Source organism: Stenotrophomonas sp. 107298_Sma (assembly GCF_056480345.1).
This window is the reverse complement of sequence record NZ_CM151094.1, coordinates 4,367,651-4,384,597: the sequence shown is the minus strand read 5'-3', so window position 1 is coordinate 4,384,597 and position 16,947 is coordinate 4,367,651. Positions and strand designations below refer to the sequence as shown.

Here is a 16,947-nt window from a genome sequence, read left to right as displayed (position 1 = left end):
TTGCGCTCTCCCGGTCTATCCGCCGGGAGGAGCGCGCAGGGCATGCGTAAGACTAGGCATGCCTTCTACCGAGCGACTCTACGGATCATCGTCCGGGTTGAGTCAACTAGCTGATCGTCGTCCGGCAATCACGCCGAGGAGAGGCAGTCGCACCCTCGGCATTCAAGAGCTGCGCTGGGTAATGAATCTTCAGTGGATTTCCTTCCAGTTTGGCTGGCAGTGATCTCTGAGCATCGTCTCAGCCCATTCTGAATGCCCCGCGACCTGCCTGAGGTGTTGCAGTGCTTGAGTTACACGAGCGAGCAGGGGAACACTGTCTGACTCAGCTGCCCGCTTGACCCAGGCATCTCGGCCATCGCGGAAGGGCCTGCCCGAAAGTAGCTCTGCGATCGCCCAGGTAACTGGCTCAACAATGCCCATGTCCGAGCACGGTACTTCTGTGCTGCCGACGTTATGGAAGTGGAACTCTTCTGCCTGTTCGCCGGGCCTGCGCAGCATTACCGGGCAAGTTCCAACTTCGAGCAAGATCTCGGCGGCAGCGTTCATGAGATTTGAATGACCCTTGGATCCGACAAGAACATTGAACAATCGAGTTTGAGAGAGAATCAGCCACGCATGCTGATCCGCGATGGTCGGCATCTCATGATCGTCCAGTTTGACCATGTATTCTTTAGATCGGTTGCTACGTGGACGTACCAAGAGGTTGCGGCCCTCGGCCAGTTCAAGCTCGACGTTGCCGACACCAGGGATTTCTGCGAGCCACTTCGCCCCTGGTACGAGTTTTTGAAGGGCAGGCTTCATGTCCAGCAGTGCATTCACTAGCGGCAGCGCGGCCTCGCCTGGAGTGAGCGTGAGTAGACGATGGACGACCGCAGCGCCGATTACATCTCCAAACGGCATGCGAGAGCAACGATTGATGAGCCAGCCTGCGATGGTTTCGGGGTCTTTGTCACCCGACAGCATGTTCTCAACGGAGACATGGAGTCGCTTTGTTATGGCGGCGGCAAACAAGGGTGGCACACGAACGTGGTACAGCGTGGCGGTAGCCCGCGAGCGTCTGGCTTGAAGAATTCCGGCCTGTACGAGAGCCTTGATGTCATCCTTCTCGACGCGATCGCGCAAGAACTGGTAGTCAACAAGGAAGTCATAGAGAGAGGCCAAATCCAAGTCGCCTGACTTGGAAGTGACAATGAACTCAAGGTACGCCCGAGCCACGCTCTCCAGGGCATCTTGAGGATCGCCCAGACGGTCAAATCTTTGCTCGGCGATACGAAGCGTGTCCCATCCTAAGGTGGGTGGCAGCACGGCGATGCGCTCGGACTCTGCCGCCTCCATCTGTGGCGCCACCGCGGCTCGAAGAACCCAGGGCGCTCGCAGTTCCTGCGAGAACGACGAGCCGTCAACAAAGCGTCCGCCGAGCTCAACTAGGCGACTGCTGGCTGCCTCGAACTCCTTGTCACTGTAGTGGTCTACAGTAACCACCTTGCCTTTTTTACCCAGTCGAGATTCATTGCGGCTTCCGGGCTTCATAAGCCAGTTGTCCAGCTCTGCCTCGTCAAGGGCAAGAACCAGGCGAACATTGCCTACATCGCCGGTCATTATTTCGTCGATCTCTGCACGGAGGCGCGAGGAGTCGCCTGGTGCGTCAATGCACAGCACGACAGGTCGGGCCGGATCAATCGCTACTTTCCTTAGCCAGGCCCGGGCCTGGTCAGGGTTGGTGGACCAACCAAACTTGGCCGATAGCACGTTGGCCAGGCGGCGGAATAGGCCCTCAGAGCAATTGTATCCGTCGATATATAGAGGAATTGCCTCCGTAGTCGGCATGGTGGTTACGAGCTCCCGCAGCACCGAGCTCTTGCCACACAGTGGAGCGCCTGACACCACTACTGCGCGGTGCTCGCCCGCCTGCAGGATCGAACGGACCTCATCTGTAACTGTTCGTGGCACAAGGAAGTCTTCAACAAACGGCGCGCGCTCCATCCAACTGCCACTCTGCTCACCTAGCTCAACGTTGTTGATTGCCTGGGTGGCAGGCAGGCCCAAATCGGTGCCAAGCAGTCGCTCAATGGCATTGGTGACCGACGCTTCGGCAGCCGACGCCGCAAACTGCAACTGCTTTGTCAGTTCGGCTGCATCCAATGATGAATCTGAGATCGGGGCGCGATCATGCGTTCTAAGGATGCGGGTGTCCGATCCATTGCTGATTACGACGAGCGGTGCCCCCGCCAGTGCAGCGTAGGACCAGCCTTGGGTGACGTCATCATCAGTCAGCGGAAGGCCGGAGCGCTTGAGTTCCAGTACGGCCAGATTCTCGCCGTCTCGCTTAACCAAAACATCGGCGCGACCATTCACGTAGTCTCGGCTCGACTTCTCAAGGACCGTGTGACCGACATGAAGTTTGAAGTACCGCTGGTGCTCGAGATCAACTCCGGGGAAAATCTGGGCAAGTGTTGCATCAATGCGTGACTCTAGGTCGGTTTCGTTGTTCTGGTCGGTCATCTACTGGCCTCTTTCCTTGTGTGTAGAGCAATCTTGATGTAGTCAACGATCGAGCGGATCGACATCCTTCGTATGCGGTGCCCGCAGGTGGTGGCTCGTGCCAGACACAGCGCTGCCAGCGCTGTTATGGCAAGTATCCATTCTGCGCCGCGCGACATAATAGTTCCTTCCAGCGCTGATGGCGTAGGGGCCAGGAAGCTTCTGCGACACGAAAGGAACTCCTCAGCACGTGGGTTCCATGACGAGCCCCTCTCGGCATCTTGCTTTGCCCCGAGACAAATGTGTCCGGCTTGGATATACGGTCAACGAATGGCATTCTTTGGTTGCGTGCTTGGTGCGAGCGCCCACAGGTGTTGTCTAAGCCGTTGCGTAGCTGCCAAGGCCTAACCTGTTGGCCTGACAGATACCGTTAGTAGTCACCGCTCTACGGAATTGACCCCCGCGCTCAGCATGCAGGATCACGGCGTGGCGACGTGGATCAGTCCTTGCGTGCAGACGATGTAGCCGAAGCGGTGGCGCGGCTGGTCGCGCAACGGCGCAGTCCGGACGCGATCAACGTGGACAACGGCCGGGAGTTTACCGGCAAGGTCATGGACCGCTGGGGCTATGAGAACGGTGTGGAGCGGGAGCTTTCCCGGCGTGGTATGCCGACTGACAATGCGATGGTGGAAAGCCTCAACGGCCGACTGCGGCAGGAGTGTCTGAACGAGCACTGGTTATTGTTGCTGGCGGACGAAAGGGGCGATATCGAAGCGTGGCGGCGTTTCTATAACGAGGAGCGTCCCCACAGCGCACTGGCGTGGAAAATCCCTGCGGCAATCACCGGAGAACATGGGCCCCAAGCGAATTCCCTGGCGCCAAAAAGAGGGCGGAATCTCTAACGGCTGATGACCCTGTGGGCAGCGATCTGGATATCAGATTAGGCGGGAGATGTGCTGCGCTACATCAGCTTGGGTGGCGACGGCGGGGGAGTTTCCCGACCATTGACTACCTCATGAGCAGCGGCAGTCAGCCTCTCGTTCTGCTCGCCAGCCAAGAAGAGCTCCTCCTTTATTCTGAAGACCTGAGCCTCCGTCGCGACCCTCGTGGACTCAACCAACGAGTCAATCAACTTCATGATACTTGGGCTAATGGCTGTGCTCATCTGTTACGCCTTGCGTGAATTCATGGGGAAGTACATGTGAATGGCTTCATTCAACCCAAAAGAGGTAAGACCATCCATTCTCTGTCCGAAGTTCCGGTTTAGACCCCGGACGACCATCGAGTAGCAATGTGGCTCTGAAAGCGCTCACTATTGGAGGGTACGAAGGGGTTTCCATAAGAGCCATAGGTAATGTCTTCACGCCTACAAGATCAACGTGGGAAAAATCGACGTACAGACGGTCCCCGATGCATTGGAACGACCACTTGAATCCAATGTCGACTTTGGAACTGGTTGAATTCTGATCAACATACACGCCTGCACTGCCATGTCGGATAGTGGCCGCATCCACAAAGGTGTAGGGATAGCCTTCAAAGAACGCAGCGTCTCCCTTGTTCACGTCCGAGATGAAGCGGGCCTTCTGGACATTGCCCTTGCTCGCCTCGATTGTGAGAGTTGACAGAGGACAAGCGACGGCAGCTGCGCAGTTCGCTACCGCTAGGATAGAAGCCACAATGAAGTTGGTGCCTCGTGAGTGTTTCATTTTCGACTCTTCTGGGACTACGACGCGAACGGACCTCTCAGCGATGAGCGGACACTCCAGTGATGCCAATGCACTTATATTGATAGTCTGGATAGACCCACGAGTGGATAGCGGCCCCTTTGCTAAGAAGTTTAGGGCGACGGCGCAGCGGAGTTGTCAGACAACTTGACAACCTAACGACCAGCTCATCGAGGAACAGCACGCCGTGATGGGCCAGCGAGATCTCGCCGGGGCAGGGCGGATTGCCGCCACCCACCAGCGCCGCCGCGCTCGCACTGTGGTGGGGAGAACGGAACGGCCGTTGCCGCCAGCGCCGCGGGTCCAACCCTTCACCACTCACCGAGGCAATCGCGGCCAGCTGCAACGCTTCGGCTTCCTCGGTGTCCGGCAGCAGGCTGGGCAGGCGCGAAGCCAACAGCGTCTTGCCGCAGCCAGGGCTACCGATCAGTAATAGGTGGTGTCCACCCGCAGCGGCGACCTCCAACGCGCGCCGTGCATGCGCCTGCCCGCGCACGTCGGCCAGATCGGGCAGTGGCAACGGTGTCGTGTCCACACGCTCTACTGGCGGCAGCAGGCGTGGGTTCCCCAACCCAGCGCAGCACTCCAGCAACGTACGCGCTACCCGCACGTCAGCGTGCTCGGCCAACGCAGCCTCGGCGGCATTGCCCGGCGGCACCACCAGGATGCGCCCGGCTTCGGCGGCTGCAATCGCGGCGGGCAATGCACCGGCCACCGGGCGTAGCTCGCCGGTCAGGCCAAGCTCACCCAGGAATTCGTACTGCAGCAGCGACTGCGGGTCGACCTGGCCGCTGGCCGCTAAAATGCCCAGTGCGATCGCCAGGTCGTAACGCCCACCTTCCTTGGGCAGGTCGGCGGGCGCGAGGTTCAACGTGATGCGCCGCTGCGGAAAGTCGAAGCGTGCACAGAGCAGGGCGGCACGCACGCGCTCGCGGGATTCGCGCACGCTGGTCTCGGCCAGTCCGACAATCTGGGTGGCAGGCAGGCCGCCAGAGAGGTGCACTTCCACCCGCACCAGCGGGGCGTCGACCCCGGCGCGGGCACGGCTGTGGACCAGCGCCAGGCTCATGTGTGGTTTCCCGCAGAAAGACGCTTGATGGTGAAGCAGGCAATCTGCGTTGGACTATCGGGGATTGCTGGCGAAGCGGCTAGGGGGATTCTGGAGCGGCATGTTCAACAGCGAAGTTTGAGGGCGATATAGTGGTCCCATGCGCACGGGCGTGTCTGCTTGCGCGTCAAGGTGGGGACGCAGAAGGCTTGCTCAGCTCTGACATGGATGAGTGGCGATGCGAAAGTCGATTCTGCTGTGGGCTGGGTTATTCTCATTCATTGGCTGCAGTTCGCCGCCCGGCCTGCGCGTGAATGTGAGCAATGAATCCGGAGAGGCGATCTACCAAGTCAGATTGCAGGCCGGAGGGAACACGTTCGATGAGAGCCAGCTGCCGGCGGGCATGAAAGCGTCTGGCCGAATGGATGTTGCCTTGGACTCGGCAGTAGAGGTCACCTATATAAGGTCACCGGATTCGGAGGCAACCCATTGCCAGGGTGATGTCTATGTTGCCGCCGGCGTTCGCCAGACATTGAACGTCGTGGTGGGCAAGGATGGGTGCACGTTCAGTATTGAATGAAGGGAGTGGTGATGGTTCCTGCGTCTTCCCCCAGTGATTCCTGGTACAGGGCTGAGCCTCGGATGCGCGACTGCTCCATGAGTGCCGCTGTATGCGTCGTCCTGGCTGTTTGGCTTGGTCTGATGGGGCAGGTAAGGGCGAGCAGCGGCGACGGCGCTGGTCCTAACACAGGAGGGCCTGGCGCTGCTTCGTCGGCGGCCCTCCCTGAGATGAGGGCATGCGGCGTTGATGTGGACCACATGGACGTGAATCGGGATGTCGTCCAGCAAGTTCGCGAGCTGAAAGCACAGCCGAATGCGGATCGAAGGGCCCTGGCCATGAGATCCTTGCTTGAATGTCTGTCGAGTCTCGGGGAACGACAGCTTGATACGGCCAGCCCTTCCGGCGTGCAAGAGATCGCTTCTCTGCTGAAGGTGGATGGGGATGTGGGCCGGTTCTACGCCTCCAGGATGCTGGCGATGCTGGGGTGTCGAGCTCGTCCAGTGCTGCCTCTTCTGCATGATGCGCTGGACAAGACGGCGCCCATTGAATCCAATCTCGGCCCGATGGTCCTGTCGCCAGCAGTAAGCCCCCGCGAAGAAGTCGCAAGGGCGATCAGAGCGATTGAAACTGCGCATCCGTGTAGAACGCAGTGAGAGTGACGTGTTGGCGTCGTCTGCTGGGCCGCTGCTTCCTTTAAGAGATCAACGCATGAGCGAACGTATCACCGCCTCGCAGCTGATGGACACGCTGATGTCCGATCCGGAGTTCGTACGGCGTGAGCAGGAAAGAGAAGCACAACGAATGAAAGCCGCTGGGATCCTCGCGGAAGCGGAGGCCGGACTGGTCCGGGAGCTTCGCGGGGCCGGAATGAGTGTCGATTCCGTATGGGACCTTGTGGGTTGGAAGGGTGACAACGATGCGGCCCTGCGTGTGCTTCTCGCGCACGCACCGATCCTATATCCAGAGCGCGTTCGCGAGGGGATTCTGCGCGCCCTGGCCACACCCGGCGCACGAACGTGGTGGCCGCACCTGGTTGAAATGTATGAAAGTGACACGCTGGCGCTACCGCCACAGATCGACTATCTGACCGCTGGTGTCCTGTCCGCTGCAGCCGATGACACCGTCATTGATGATGTCATCAGGCTGGCGAGTGATCCCAACGCTGGCTTCAAGCGGGTGCTGCTGCTGTTCGCCCTGAAGAAGTCCCGCAACCCCAGGGCGAAGATGCTGCTGAACGAGCTGCGATCCGACCCTGTAATAGGCAAGGAAGTAAAGCGGATGCGGCGGCTGGAGCGGCTGCAAGGTGTGATGGCGTGTGGGATGTGCAGCCGGCTGATCTTTGTCGGTGGACCAACGCAGAGGAAGGAATCGGGCCTGGTGCGGCTGGACGAGCAGAAGTTGATCCCAGTCCGAGGGGCCATCATAGTCTGCTGGCGAAGCGGCCACGGGGATTCTGACGGGCGCTGAGCTGACCCCCAAAGTGGCACCGCTGCTCATCAGGCACCAACCCAGTGAAGCGCCCAAACCGCGCCTCAACCCACGAAGGCCCCGCACTTTCCACCAGCAACTTTCCTTGGCGCTGGTGTAGATCCAGCCAGCGTTCGAAGCTGCTGCGCAGGCGTTCGATATCCGGCGCCCGCCACCGTGCATCGGCAGGCATCCGGATCAGCACGCGCGAGGGTGCGTTCTCCACCTCCATCACCAGCACGCCCTTGCATCGGATCTCGAAGGACGTCGCTCCGGCATGGCGCGCATACAGTTCAAAGCCCTCGTATGCCTTCGCGGTAACGAAGCCGAGCGCATCACTGTGCAGCAGGCGGTAATCGGCCGGCCGCAGCTTCTGGTAGGCCCAGACCTGATCGCCCGCTGGCTCGGGCCACTCCACCCACATCGCGCCGATCACCGCGATGCACACCACCGCAGCGGCAAGGCCGTGCATCTTCATTCGTCACCCCGCACACAGGCAGAAAGGTCCGCGCCATAAGCGCGCTCAGTCCTTGGGTCGCATCCGCTCGTGGATGAAGGCAGTCAGCGCGAGATCGGCCATCACCAGCCCCTCCATCACCCGGTCGCCCACGTACTGCTCCGGCTCGCCGTTCTGGCGCGTGCGCTCGGCCGCCAGCAGGATCTCCTGCACGATGCGTTGGCCGGTGAGTGCGCAGTCGGCGTCGGACAACTGCATCTGCCGGCTGCGTAGATGGTGCCGCTCGGGCCAGGGCTGGCCGTCGGCCGCAGCGCCCGCGCCGATGGCGTGCAGGATGGCGATGAGGCTGTTGGGGTCCAAGGCCGGAGCGGCCAAGGGCGCTTCCTGGATGGGGCGCGGGGGTGGGGAGTGCGGTGTGGTCATGGCAGGCTCCGTGCATGCAGGCGGACGCCGCCACCGATAAAGGTGGCGGGCAGAGCGTGGCTCGAAAACCGGATGTTGGGAACCGGCGGGTACAAGACCCCCACGCCCCGCCCGCCATAGCCGGCAGACGGATTGCCAGCCGGCACCACGCGCGATGGTGCCGGCTGGCAAGCGCAAACTACTTCCCAACAAAACGGGCTTTCGAGTCCCGACCACCGATGCACGGTGGCGCAGTAACGATTACCTGCAGTTGTTCGGAATGCCAACGGGTAGGGGTCAATGCCGCCAAAACCCGAGACGCTTTTGGCATTGTCGCATAGCGTGGAAAGGGGCGAGAGCCTTGGTGTGCTAGGCGGAACGGCACTTCTGGAACGGAGTCGACAGAACCTTCCGTCAGAGACGCAAGGGGCGGCAAATGCGACAACATTGGTCCGACGGCCGCTGATGGGTGCCGCGTACTTTGCCCCAAGGCGTGAGTGACTTTCTGCCTATTGACCCCACAGGGCGTCACGCAGAATCTGACTACTGCTGTAGTCACCCGGAACTGTCCTGCCCGGAGCAGGAAGGATCTGCGGCGTTTGAACGGATTCCACCCACCGGCGCAGGCCAAAAACAAGGATCACTGCACGTGTTACGCCGCAATCGACTTCTTCTGTCTGCGGGTCTGGTCCCGCTTCCGTGGTTCCTGTTCTGGACCAGCGTTGCCGCCGTGTTCGCGCCGGGCTACAACCCGCTTGCACAACACGCCAGCGAGCTGCTGCAGGCGCCAACGATCGCAAGCGTTTGCGGCAGGATTGCCGCCATCGGCTCCGGCGTGGGCTTCGTGGCATTCTCCATCGGGGTATGGCGGGAGTCCGGTCGCCGGATTGCCGTAGGCGCGATCTGCTGGATGATCTTTGGCATCTCCATGCTGACCAACGGGCTCTGGCCCATGGGCCATCCGATGCACGGCTTCTACACCATCGGTATCGCAAACATCATCGCACCGGCGATGTCGCACATCGAACTGAGTGCGTGGTCTGCCAACCGAAGGGCGTACGCTGTGACCGCATTGGTGAGCATCGCGGGAATCGTCTATCTCTGGTTGAACGTGGTGGGAGCGGACCCGGAAGGCTACCGGGGGCTGACTCAGCGTCTGTTCTCGTCGATCAACTCGCTGTGGCCATTTGTGGTTGCGCTGTACCTGCTGCGCAGGGGTTCCAACGAGCTGAAGACGCACCTCGTGCACTGATGGGGACACATGCGGGTTGATGTGTTCAAGTAGTGGCCCGCCCACTACTTCTGACTGGATGAAGGACCTCACGCGATGAAACTTCCAGCCCGCTTCTGGGTGCATCTTTTCAGCCATCTGGGGTTCGTCGCGATCCTGGCCGGGTTGTTGGCCGGCTGGGTCGGGACGTTCTTCGAAGCCCTTGCCGGTCATTCCGTCACCGCGACCGACGGCGCCAGGTTGGGCAACGTTGGAACGCTGTTCGGGTTCTGCATGCTTGCCCTGTTGCTGCTGGGAGCACTGACAATTACCGGCGAACTGTTCGGGCTGATCAGGCCATACGATCGCAAGGCGCCCTACCGGCACGAGGCGCAGGCGGTGCATCGGAAGGTGCTGCTGGTCGTCGTGGCGGTACTGTCCTGGGCGGGCCTTACGGCGGCGTTCGTCATTGGGTCGATGATGCGCTCCGGCTAGGCGGAGTTGGTGCTGGGTCCGTCTCTGGCCGGTAGTGACATCAAAGCGGCGCACGTACTGGAAGAGATTCAGAAGAGGACAATTGGATTCCGATGGCCGCATTCGATCATTCCCTGGTAACCCTCCGATTCTTCGGGGACGACCTCTTGCCAGACGAGATCAGTGCCTTGCTCGGGGCGACTCCAACCGTTTCGCATCACAAGGGGCAGGAACTTAAGGGCAGCCAATCAGGCACCGTGCGTATCGCCAGGACCGGAAGCTGGCGACTCAGCGCGCCTCGTCGTGAGCCAGAAGATCTGGAGGCTCAGATCTTCGAGATCCTTGATCAACTCACCGGAGATCTCGCCATATGGGAATCACTGGCGCGGTTTCGGCCTGACCTGTTCTGCGGTCTCTTCATGGGCAGTGGCAATGATGGTGTCTCGCTTTCGCCCCGCGCGCTGCTTGCCTTGGGACAACGTGGCATCGAGCTCGGGCTGGACATCTACGATGCCGAGGAAGAGGTGCGCAATGCCCAACGCCAGTAGATCATCAATTGATGATCTCCCCACTCCCTGACGCAACATATTCCTTCAACTGCCGAACGAACTCCGCGTCGTAGAGCTCCCACTCCACAAATTTCCTCGACCACCCGCAAGAGCTGTGCACTCCGATACGACCGCGTCGGGTTCCCGGGAAACTTCTTGTTGGTCACGTTCGGATCGTCCTCGAACGGCCCGGTCGGCACCACCACATACACGCGCGGCCGCCCCTCACTGCGAGCCATCTCCGCAGCCAGCCCAGCGCCTTTGGCAATCGTGGTGAAGTAGATGTGGTTCATCACCACGCTGTCGCGATAGTTGGACCGGAACCCCGCGCTCAGCGGTTCGCCCACCGCGAGTCCAGATCGCGCACGGCTGTTTCCAGCGCATCCAGCTTCTCGCGGGTCTTCAGCAGCATGGCGCGCTGCGCTTCGCACTCTTTGCGGGTGAACAGGTCGAGCTTGGCCAGGCCGGCCTGGTCAAGCTCTTGACGGTGGCCTGCCGTTCCGCTCAATTGCTGTGGCGCTTGTTCACATCCACGCGGGATTCATTGCTGAAAACGATGTGGTTCAATTCTTCGTTGAGGCAGGCTGCGACGAAGCCATTGGACATGGCCCACTCATCGCAGCCGATGATCCCAAGGTTGTCCGTGGGAGGTCCATATATCTTCTCCAGTTCTGCACGCACACGCGCTCGTTCACCCTCGGACATCGAAGGGAACTCCATGGCAAGCATGGTGGCTTTCCCATCGCGGAGAAAGGCGACGAATTTCCCGGAAGTCCCCAGGTAGACGGCGCCTTGTCCCACGCAACTGGATTCACAGCTGGCAGTAGGAAATGCCTTGCGAATCTCTGCTGCAGTGGCACCAAGGTGGAGGCCATTCATGTTGAAAGTAGCAGCTGTCGCTGCTGCTACGTTCTGCGAGAGCCAGAGTGATACGCAGAGCAACAGCAGTGACGTAACCGCGAGCCGCAAGATCGATTGATTCATCGGGATATTTCCATGGCGCGACGAGCTGCCAGGATTGCTTGCTGATCCATTCCTGGGTGATTCGCTTCGTACGTGAGCAGTAGGGCGCTTGCCCGTGGATCACCAGCATCACGGGCGGCCATGATCCCTGCAGCGGCAGACTCTGGTGACTGTGGGTAGGCCAGCGTGGAGAACATCGCACCGAGGAGATAGCCCGAGAATGGACTCTTGTGGCTAGACTGAACCTGGGTCGAAAACTCGTAGGCTTTGAGGGCGTAGGATGCGGCGGGGCTTGCTTTGTAGGCGGTGTCATCGACGCCGCGCAGGTGCAAATATGGCGTGGCACGCTCGAGCATCCTGTCAATGTAGAAAGCCATCGCCTTACCGTCACCGCTGCTCGCCCATTGCTGCAGCTGGTTGTCGCTCATCGCTCGTGCCTGGAGCCACTCGTCGATACTGGGGAAGCCGGACTCCTCCAGGTAACGCCGCTCCTGTTCGTTCTCATAAGCGACGGCGCCGAAGTAGCGGTTATTGATAGAATCCAGGTACGCGGCCTTGTCTTCAGGCATGCGGCGCACTTCCTGCTCCCATGAGATGGAAGCAGAACTGTCCGCGTTGGGGCGATCGGGTTTTGGCTGAATGATTGTGGCGGGTGTCCTGCTTGTATGGTCGTTGTCAGCAGCCGTTGGAGGGGGCTGCGTTGTGTCGGACACAGGATTCTCGGTAGCCGTGCAGCCGAAGAGCAAAGCCAGTTGAGCAAGCAAGAGGAGGAGGCGAACGCGCATTGTCATGTGAGTTCTCTACAAGCACTAGTTGCAGGAGTTGGCGCGGGTGCCATCTACCCACACTGCGCGCGATCTTCCCGCATTTGAACTTGAGTGAGCGAACTATGCAAACCCCGACGCCGGGACCGCCCGATCATAGAGGCCAGCACAGCCGGGTTATACGTTTCATTCAATTGAGCTTGGGTTCTGATTTGTCAGACCGATAGCCATCATTCGGTCCATGGCGCGCGGCTCCATTGTCGAAATGCCTTCAGTGCAGAGAGCCGGGGCGCAGGAAGTAATGCCCCGTGGCTATTGGAAGAGGTCGCGGCACGACTTCGGTGTCACATGGACGTCAGTTGATAATGTCGCCGGTGCCCGAAGCAACAAACGCCTTCAACTGCCGAACGAACTCCGCGTCGTAGGCTTCCCACTCCATAATCTCCCCAACCACCCGCAACGGCTGCGCACTGCGGTACGACCGCGTCGGGTTGCCGGGAAACTTCTTGTTGGTCACATTCGGATCGTCTTCAAACGGCCCGGTCGGCTCCACCACATACACACGCGGTCGCCCCTCACCCTTGGCCATCTCCGCAGCCAGCCCGGCGCCCTTGGCAATGGTGGTGAAGTAGATGTGGTTCATCACCACACTGTCGCGATAGTTGGAGCGGAAGCCCGCGCTCAGCAGTTCACCCACCGCCAGGTCAGCTCGGGTGCCGTGGTAGAACGGCCCGGCGACCTGGTCGCAGGTGTCATGCGAAATGGGTGTCCATTCGGTGTCCTGCGCCATCGGCACTGCCCCTGCGTGTCCTGCCGGATCGACAGGCCGGCGAGTCTAGGGCGCCCGGTGCGCCTTGCTGCAAGGCCCCATCCGGGAAATAATCTGTAAACGGGAGGCGCGGTGCGCCTCCTTCTTCATTCTGCGGCGCCGCGCCCTTCCAGCTCGCGCACGGCGGTTTCCAGCGCATCCAGCTTCTCGCGGGTCTTCAGCAGTACGGCACGCTGCACTTCGAATTCCTCGCGGGTGACCAGGTCGAGTTTGGCCAGACCCGCCTGCAACGCGCTCTTGAAGGTGGCCTGCAGTTCCTCGCGCGATTCGCGCAGGCCCGGCGGCACCAGGTCGCTGAGGCGACGGGCGAGGTCATCGATGTGGTTCAGGTCGATCATGGGGTGCTCCGTGGGGTAGGGCGGGCCGTGCAGGCCACAAGGATACTGCTGGGCCGGGCGCCCGCACAGGCATGGGCTGTTTCGCACTGGGCGTGTTCAGGCGCTATCCTCCACGCCGGAAGACAGGAGATAGACGATGAAGATGGTCATGGCGGTGATCAAGCCGTTCAAGCTCGACGACGTGCGCGAAGCGCTGGCCGAGCGTGGGGTCACCGGGATCACGGTGACGGAAGTGAAGGGCTTTGGTCGCCAGAAGGGCCACACCGAGCTGTACCGTGGCGCGGAGTATGTGGTCGATTTCCTGCCGAAGGTGAAGCTGGAAGTGGCGGTGACCGATGACCAGGTTGAGGTCGTGGTTGAGGCGATCGTGAAGGCGGCAGGCACCGGGAAGATTGGTGACGGCAAGGTGTTCGTGTACGACCTGGGCAGCGTGGTGCGTATTCGTACCGGTGAGTTGGACGCGGACGCGTTGTAAGCCTTTTGGCGGGATGTTGTAGAGCCGAGTCGATGCTCGGCTGCATTTCGCGCGAGGCAGGAAGAGCAGTCGAGCGAGCTCGATCTCTGCAGGTGAAGCAGGTAAAGCGGTCGAGCAAGCTCGACCTCTACAGGTGAAGCAGGTAAAGCGGTCGAGCAAGCTCGACCCCTACCAAAGCAAAGCACTTACCGGCGCTTCGCCCACTTATAGAACCGCTTCCAGCCCTGGCGCACGGCGGCGACCCAGCCTGGGTCGGCCACCAGTGCGGCCTGCGCGGCACTCGGGGCCTGGCCGGTCACGCGCTGGCGGATCTTCAGCAGGTTCTTCATGTCGCTGCGGCGCATCTGCCGGCTCAGCGGGCCGCGACGCAGCCAGCGGGGTACGCGCCAGGCCGAGGTGAAGTCCAGCAGCACCGGCACGCCACCACTGACCACCACATTGGTGCCGTGCAGGTCGTTGTGGGTGATGCCGGCGGCGTGCAGGCGGCTGAGCGCTTGCTGCAGCTGCTCGAACACTTCATTGCCCACGGCCTGCGCGGTGCTCAGGGTCTGGCCGGGGATGAACTCCATGCCCAGCGCCAGGCCACCGAGGGTGCCGAGCAGCGCGGGGGCATGCTTCCAGCCGCCGAGGCGCTGCAGCATGCGGGCTTCACGGCGCACCATCAGTCGCGCGATCAGTGAAACGGGAGTGCCGCGATAGCGGGAATAGTCCTTGATGACCGCCTCGCGCCCGTCCAGGCAGGTGCGATAGACGTCGGGGGCCAGGAAGCGTTCGCCGCGCTTGAGCAGCAGCGGGGCTGCGGCGTCGTCGCCGCAGGAGGAAGGGGGCAGAGCAGGAAGATACATGTCGGGGTCTCGGACGACCCGGTGGGTGGCGCAAAGCGTCAAGCGAACCGGTGTTACAGGGAGTTACTAAGTTTTCGTTAATTTTAGTACTCGTCAGTTCGCTATTCCACGATTTGTCGGAGAAATGTCGGGGTCGTGGCTGGAACAGTTCGTCACGCCGAATCGGACAATTCCGTCTCACTTGTTGGAATGGGCCTTTCAGATCAGGCAGTTGTGCCTTCCTGCCGTCCATTCATTCGCGTTCCGCTGAACGCCATGCACGCCCGGCTTGACCCCGACGCACGGCCTGCCGACCATAAGCTGTTAATTCGCGACATCGGCGGCCGCCCCTCTCCGGCACGTCCCCGTCCCCTGCCGCGGTCCCCTCCGGTGCTGGCTGTCCGGCCGTGCATCGCCCTGTTTCCCGTTCCGGCTGCGGCTGGAGGAAAGTGCTTTGATCATCAAAATCGTCATCGCAGCGCTGTTCGTCGCCTGCGTGCTGTACATCCACTTCCGTGGCAAGGTCCGTGCGCGCTGGTCGCGCCAGCTGCTGGACCACTCCAGCTTCATGGCCCCGATCAACGTGGTCATGTACATGTTCTCGAAGGTACCGACCACGCCGTTCCTGGACCCGGCCAAGGAGTTCCCGCAGCTGGAGCCGCTGCGCCAGAACTGGCAGATGATCCGCGACGAGGCGCTGGCGCTGCGCGATGCGCAGAAGATCGCTGCGTCCAGCACGTTCAACGACGCCGGCTTCAATTCGTTCTTCCGCCGTGGTTGGAAGCGCTTCTACCTGAAGTGGTATGGCCCGTCGCACCCGTCGGCGAAGGCGATGTGCCCGAAGACCACGGCGCTGTTGGAGTCGCTGCCGGACGTGCGCGCGGCGATGTTCGCGCAGCTGCCGTCGGGCAGTGAACTGCGCCCGCACCGCGATCCGTTCGCCGGTTCGCTGCGCCTGCACCTGGGCCTGGCCACGCCCAACAATGACGGCTGCTACATCGAAGTGGACGGTATCAAGAAGAGCTGGCGCGACGGTGAGTGGATGATGTTCGACGAGACCTACATCCACCACGCGCACAACGAGACGCCCGATGACCGCGTGATCCTGTTCTGCGACATCGCCCGCCCGCTGCACTTCGGCCTGCCGGGCCTGTTCAACCGTGCGGTGGCAGCCACGCTGCTGGCCGGTGGTGCGTCGCCGAACCTGCCGGGTGACCCGACCGGTGGCGTCAACAAGGCGTTCGGCAGCGTCTACAAGGTGCGCCTGAAGGCCAAGGCACTGCGCGAGCGCAGCGTGGTGGCTTACCAGGTCATCAAGTGGGGCTTGGTGGTGGCGGTCATTGCCGGTATCTGGGCGCTCTGATCGTTACATGAGGTTGCCGGCCAGCGGCCGGCACTACCGGGACATGAAAAAACCCGCGCTGGTGACAGCGCGGGTTTTTCTTTTGCATGGGTAGGTGCCAACCTTGGTTGGCACGCTTTCCGATCAGCCCTTCAGTGCCGCCTGCACGAACGGCGGGGTCACCAGCACGCCGGTGTGCAGCGCGGCGGTGTAGTACAGGGTCTCGAAGGTCTTGGCGGCCGAGTCGGCCTGGCGGAAGTCGAAGCTGCTTTCGCCCTTGCGCGCCAGGGTCACGCTCCACCAGCCGGTGGGGTAGCACGGCTGCGGGAACGGCAGGGTCTTGAACGAGCCGAAGCCGGCCTTGCCCATCTCGGTGCGCATTTCGTTGATCAGTTCCAGCTGCATCAGCGGCGACTCGGACTGCTGCACCAGGATGCCGTCGTCCTTCAGGGCCTTGAAGCAGCTCTCATAGAACGCCTTGTTGAACAGGCCTTCACCCGGGCCGACCGGATCGGTCGAATCGACGATCACCACGTCCACGCTGCCGGCCGGGCAGTTGGCCATGTAGGCCACGCCGTCGTCGAACATCAGCTCGGCGCGCGGGTCGTCGTTGGAATCGCACAGTTCCGGGAAGTGCTTGCGCGCCATCACCGTCACCTGCTCATCGATGTCGCACTGGGTCACGCTCTCCACGCCCTTGTGCTTGAGCACTTCGCGCAGGGTGCCGCAGTCGCCGCCGCCGATGATCACCACGCGCTTGGGCGCGGCATGGGTGAAGAGCACCGGGTGGCTGATCATCTCGTGGTAGAAGAAGTTGTCCTTGCTGGTCAGCATGATGGCCCCGTCGATGGTCATCAGGTTGCCCCAGTCAGTGGTCTGGAAGATCTCGATCTTCTGGAACGGCGACTGCACCTCGTCCAGCTTGCCGGTGATGCGGTAGCCGATGGCCGAGCCCGTGCGCTCGAAGTGTTCGATGTACCAGTTGTTGCTGTCAGTCATTGGAAAACAGTCCTGTTCGGAGGGGTGAAGCCGGGCTGGC

Annotated in this window: 19 protein-coding genes and 2 pseudogenes; 9 read left to right on the top strand and 12 right to left on the bottom strand. The window is 61.3% G+C overall.

Features of this window, described 5'->3' with window-relative positions; all coding sequences use genetic code 11:
* Nucleotides 1-189: 189 nt before the first annotated feature.
* Nucleotides 190-2,502, bottom strand: a complete 2,313-nt coding sequence (locus tag ACZK2G_RS20315; RefSeq protein ID WP_088479550.1) for a type I restriction enzyme HsdR N-terminal domain-containing protein — start codon at nt 2,500-2,502, stop codon at nt 190-192.
* A gap of 473 nt (nt 2,503-2,975) precedes the next feature.
* Between ACZK2G_RS20315 and ACZK2G_RS20310 the strand changes: the two genes are divergently transcribed.
* The gene (locus tag ACZK2G_RS20310) at nt 2,976-3,383 is read left to right on the top strand and encodes an integrase core domain-containing protein (RefSeq protein ID WP_478474220.1); all 408 of its coding nucleotides are present in this window, start codon (nt 2,976-2,978) and stop codon (nt 3,381-3,383) included.
* Between the two features lie 955 nt (nt 3,384-4,338).
* On the opposite strand, the pseudogene ACZK2G_RS20305 reads toward ACZK2G_RS20310, so the two are convergent.
* A pseudogene (locus tag ACZK2G_RS20305) lies at nt 4,339-5,274 on the bottom strand (YifB family Mg chelatase-like AAA ATPase); the annotation flags it as partial.
* A 217-nt stretch (nt 5,275-5,491) separates the two neighbouring features.
* On the opposite strand from ACZK2G_RS20305, the gene ACZK2G_RS20300 reads away from it, so the two are divergent.
* The 3 genes from ACZK2G_RS20300 (at nt 5,492) to ACZK2G_RS20290 (ending at nt 7,282) form a co-directional block, all read left to right on the top strand.
* A complete protein-coding gene (locus tag ACZK2G_RS20300; protein ID WP_478474219.1) occupies nt 5,492-5,833 on the top strand; it encodes a regulator of G-protein signaling domain-containing protein in 342 nt (113 codons plus the stop codon).
* Between the two features lie 239 nt (nt 5,834-6,072).
* On the top strand, nt 6,073-6,468 hold the full coding sequence (locus ACZK2G_RS20295) for a hypothetical protein (protein WP_253079704.1): 396 nt from the start codon (nt 6,073-6,075) through the stop codon (nt 6,466-6,468).
* A 55-nt stretch (nt 6,469-6,523) separates the two neighbouring features.
* Nucleotides 6,524-7,282 (top strand): hypothetical protein, encoded by a 759-nt coding sequence (locus tag ACZK2G_RS20290; protein ID WP_478474217.1) that lies wholly within the window; start codon nt 6,524-6,526, stop codon nt 7,280-7,282.
* Here the strand turns inward: ACZK2G_RS20290 and ACZK2G_RS20285 are convergent.
* Both ACZK2G_RS20285 and ACZK2G_RS20280 read right to left on the bottom strand, forming a co-directional pair.
* Nucleotides 7,236-7,760 carry a cold-shock protein gene (locus ACZK2G_RS20285; RefSeq protein ID WP_478474215.1) on the bottom strand — a complete coding sequence of 175 codons (525 nt, stop codon included), beginning with the start codon at nt 7,758-7,760 and terminating at the stop codon, nt 7,236-7,238. The two genes, ACZK2G_RS20290 and ACZK2G_RS20285, sit on opposite strands and share 47 nt — an antisense overlap.
* Before the next feature lie 45 nt (nt 7,761-7,805).
* A complete protein-coding gene (locus ACZK2G_RS20280; protein WP_046984191.1) occupies nt 7,806-8,162 on the bottom strand; it encodes a hypothetical protein in 357 nt (118 codons plus the stop codon).
* A gap of 628 nt (nt 8,163-8,790) precedes the next feature.
* Between ACZK2G_RS20280 and ACZK2G_RS20275 the strand changes: the two genes are divergently transcribed.
* From ACZK2G_RS20275 to ACZK2G_RS20265, 3 genes are all read left to right on the top strand, one after another.
* Nucleotides 8,791-9,393: a DUF998 domain-containing protein gene (locus ACZK2G_RS20275; RefSeq protein ID WP_478474213.1), complete on the top strand. Its 603-nt coding sequence runs from the start codon at nt 8,791-8,793 to the stop codon at nt 9,391-9,393.
* Nucleotides 9,394-9,468: 75 nt separating this feature from the next.
* Complete coding sequence (locus tag ACZK2G_RS20270) at nt 9,469-9,846, top strand: hypothetical protein (protein ID WP_136639284.1); 378 nt, start codon at nt 9,469-9,471, stop codon at nt 9,844-9,846.
* A 92-nt stretch (nt 9,847-9,938) separates the two neighbouring features.
* Entirely contained in the window at nt 9,939-10,373 is a 435-nt protein-coding gene (locus ACZK2G_RS20265) for a DUF4279 domain-containing protein (protein ID WP_046984194.1), read from the top strand.
* Between the two features lie 4 nt (nt 10,374-10,377).
* On the opposite strand, the pseudogene ACZK2G_RS20260 reads toward ACZK2G_RS20265, so the two are convergent.
* From ACZK2G_RS20260 to ubiK, 6 genes and pseudogenes are all read right to left on the bottom strand, one after another.
* A pseudogene (locus ACZK2G_RS20260) lies at nt 10,378-10,720 on the bottom strand (NAD(+)--rifampin ADP-ribosyltransferase).
* Nucleotides 10,705-10,914 (bottom strand): accessory factor UbiK family protein, encoded by a 210-nt coding sequence (locus ACZK2G_RS20255; RefSeq protein WP_478475607.1) that lies wholly within the window; start codon nt 10,912-10,914, stop codon nt 10,705-10,707. The pseudogene ACZK2G_RS20260 and the gene ACZK2G_RS20255 overlap by 16 nt, the downstream one beginning before the upstream one ends.
* Nucleotides 10,878-11,357 (bottom strand): hypothetical protein, encoded by a 480-nt coding sequence (locus tag ACZK2G_RS20250; RefSeq protein WP_478474212.1) that lies wholly within the window; start codon nt 11,355-11,357, stop codon nt 10,878-10,880. Before ACZK2G_RS20250 ends, ACZK2G_RS20255 begins: the two co-directional genes overlap by 37 nt.
* Complete coding sequence (locus ACZK2G_RS20245) at nt 11,354-11,905, bottom strand: hypothetical protein (RefSeq protein ID WP_478474211.1); 552 nt, start codon at nt 11,903-11,905, stop codon at nt 11,354-11,356. Before ACZK2G_RS20245 ends, ACZK2G_RS20250 begins: the two co-directional genes overlap by 4 nt.
* Before the next feature lie 550 nt (nt 11,906-12,455).
* Entirely contained in the window at nt 12,456-12,890 is a 435-nt protein-coding gene (arr, locus tag ACZK2G_RS20240) for an NAD(+)--rifampin ADP-ribosyltransferase (RefSeq protein ID WP_478474210.1), read from the bottom strand.
* Between the two features lie 125 nt (nt 12,891-13,015).
* Complete coding sequence (gene ubiK, locus ACZK2G_RS20235; protein ID WP_049456468.1) at nt 13,016-13,267, bottom strand: ubiquinone biosynthesis accessory factor UbiK; 252 nt, start codon at nt 13,265-13,267, stop codon at nt 13,016-13,018.
* A gap of 136 nt (nt 13,268-13,403) precedes the next feature.
* Between ubiK and ACZK2G_RS20230 the strand changes: the two genes are divergently transcribed.
* Nucleotides 13,404-13,742: a P-II family nitrogen regulator gene (locus ACZK2G_RS20230; protein WP_032977217.1), complete on the top strand. Its 339-nt coding sequence runs from the start codon at nt 13,404-13,406 to the stop codon at nt 13,740-13,742.
* Between the two features lie 185 nt (nt 13,743-13,927).
* Here ACZK2G_RS20230 and ACZK2G_RS20225 read toward each other — a convergent pair whose 3' ends face one another.
* Nucleotides 13,928-14,587 (bottom strand): RIO1 family regulatory kinase/ATPase domain-containing protein, encoded by a 660-nt coding sequence (locus tag ACZK2G_RS20225; RefSeq protein ID WP_253079714.1) that lies wholly within the window; start codon nt 14,585-14,587, stop codon nt 13,928-13,930.
* 436 nt (nt 14,588-15,023) lie between these two features.
* Between ACZK2G_RS20225 and ACZK2G_RS20220 the strand changes: the two genes are divergently transcribed.
* On the top strand, nt 15,024-15,929 hold the full coding sequence (locus ACZK2G_RS20220) for an aspartyl/asparaginyl beta-hydroxylase domain-containing protein (protein WP_046984214.1): 906 nt from the start codon (nt 15,024-15,026) through the stop codon (nt 15,927-15,929).
* Between the two features lie 123 nt (nt 15,930-16,052).
* On the opposite strand, the gene speE is transcribed toward ACZK2G_RS20220, so the two are convergent.
* Nucleotides 16,053-16,907 carry a polyamine aminopropyltransferase gene (gene speE, locus ACZK2G_RS20215; protein WP_136639275.1) on the bottom strand — a complete coding sequence of 285 codons (855 nt, stop codon included), beginning with the start codon at nt 16,905-16,907 and terminating at the stop codon, nt 16,053-16,055.
* Nucleotides 16,908-16,947 lie beyond the last annotated feature (40 nt).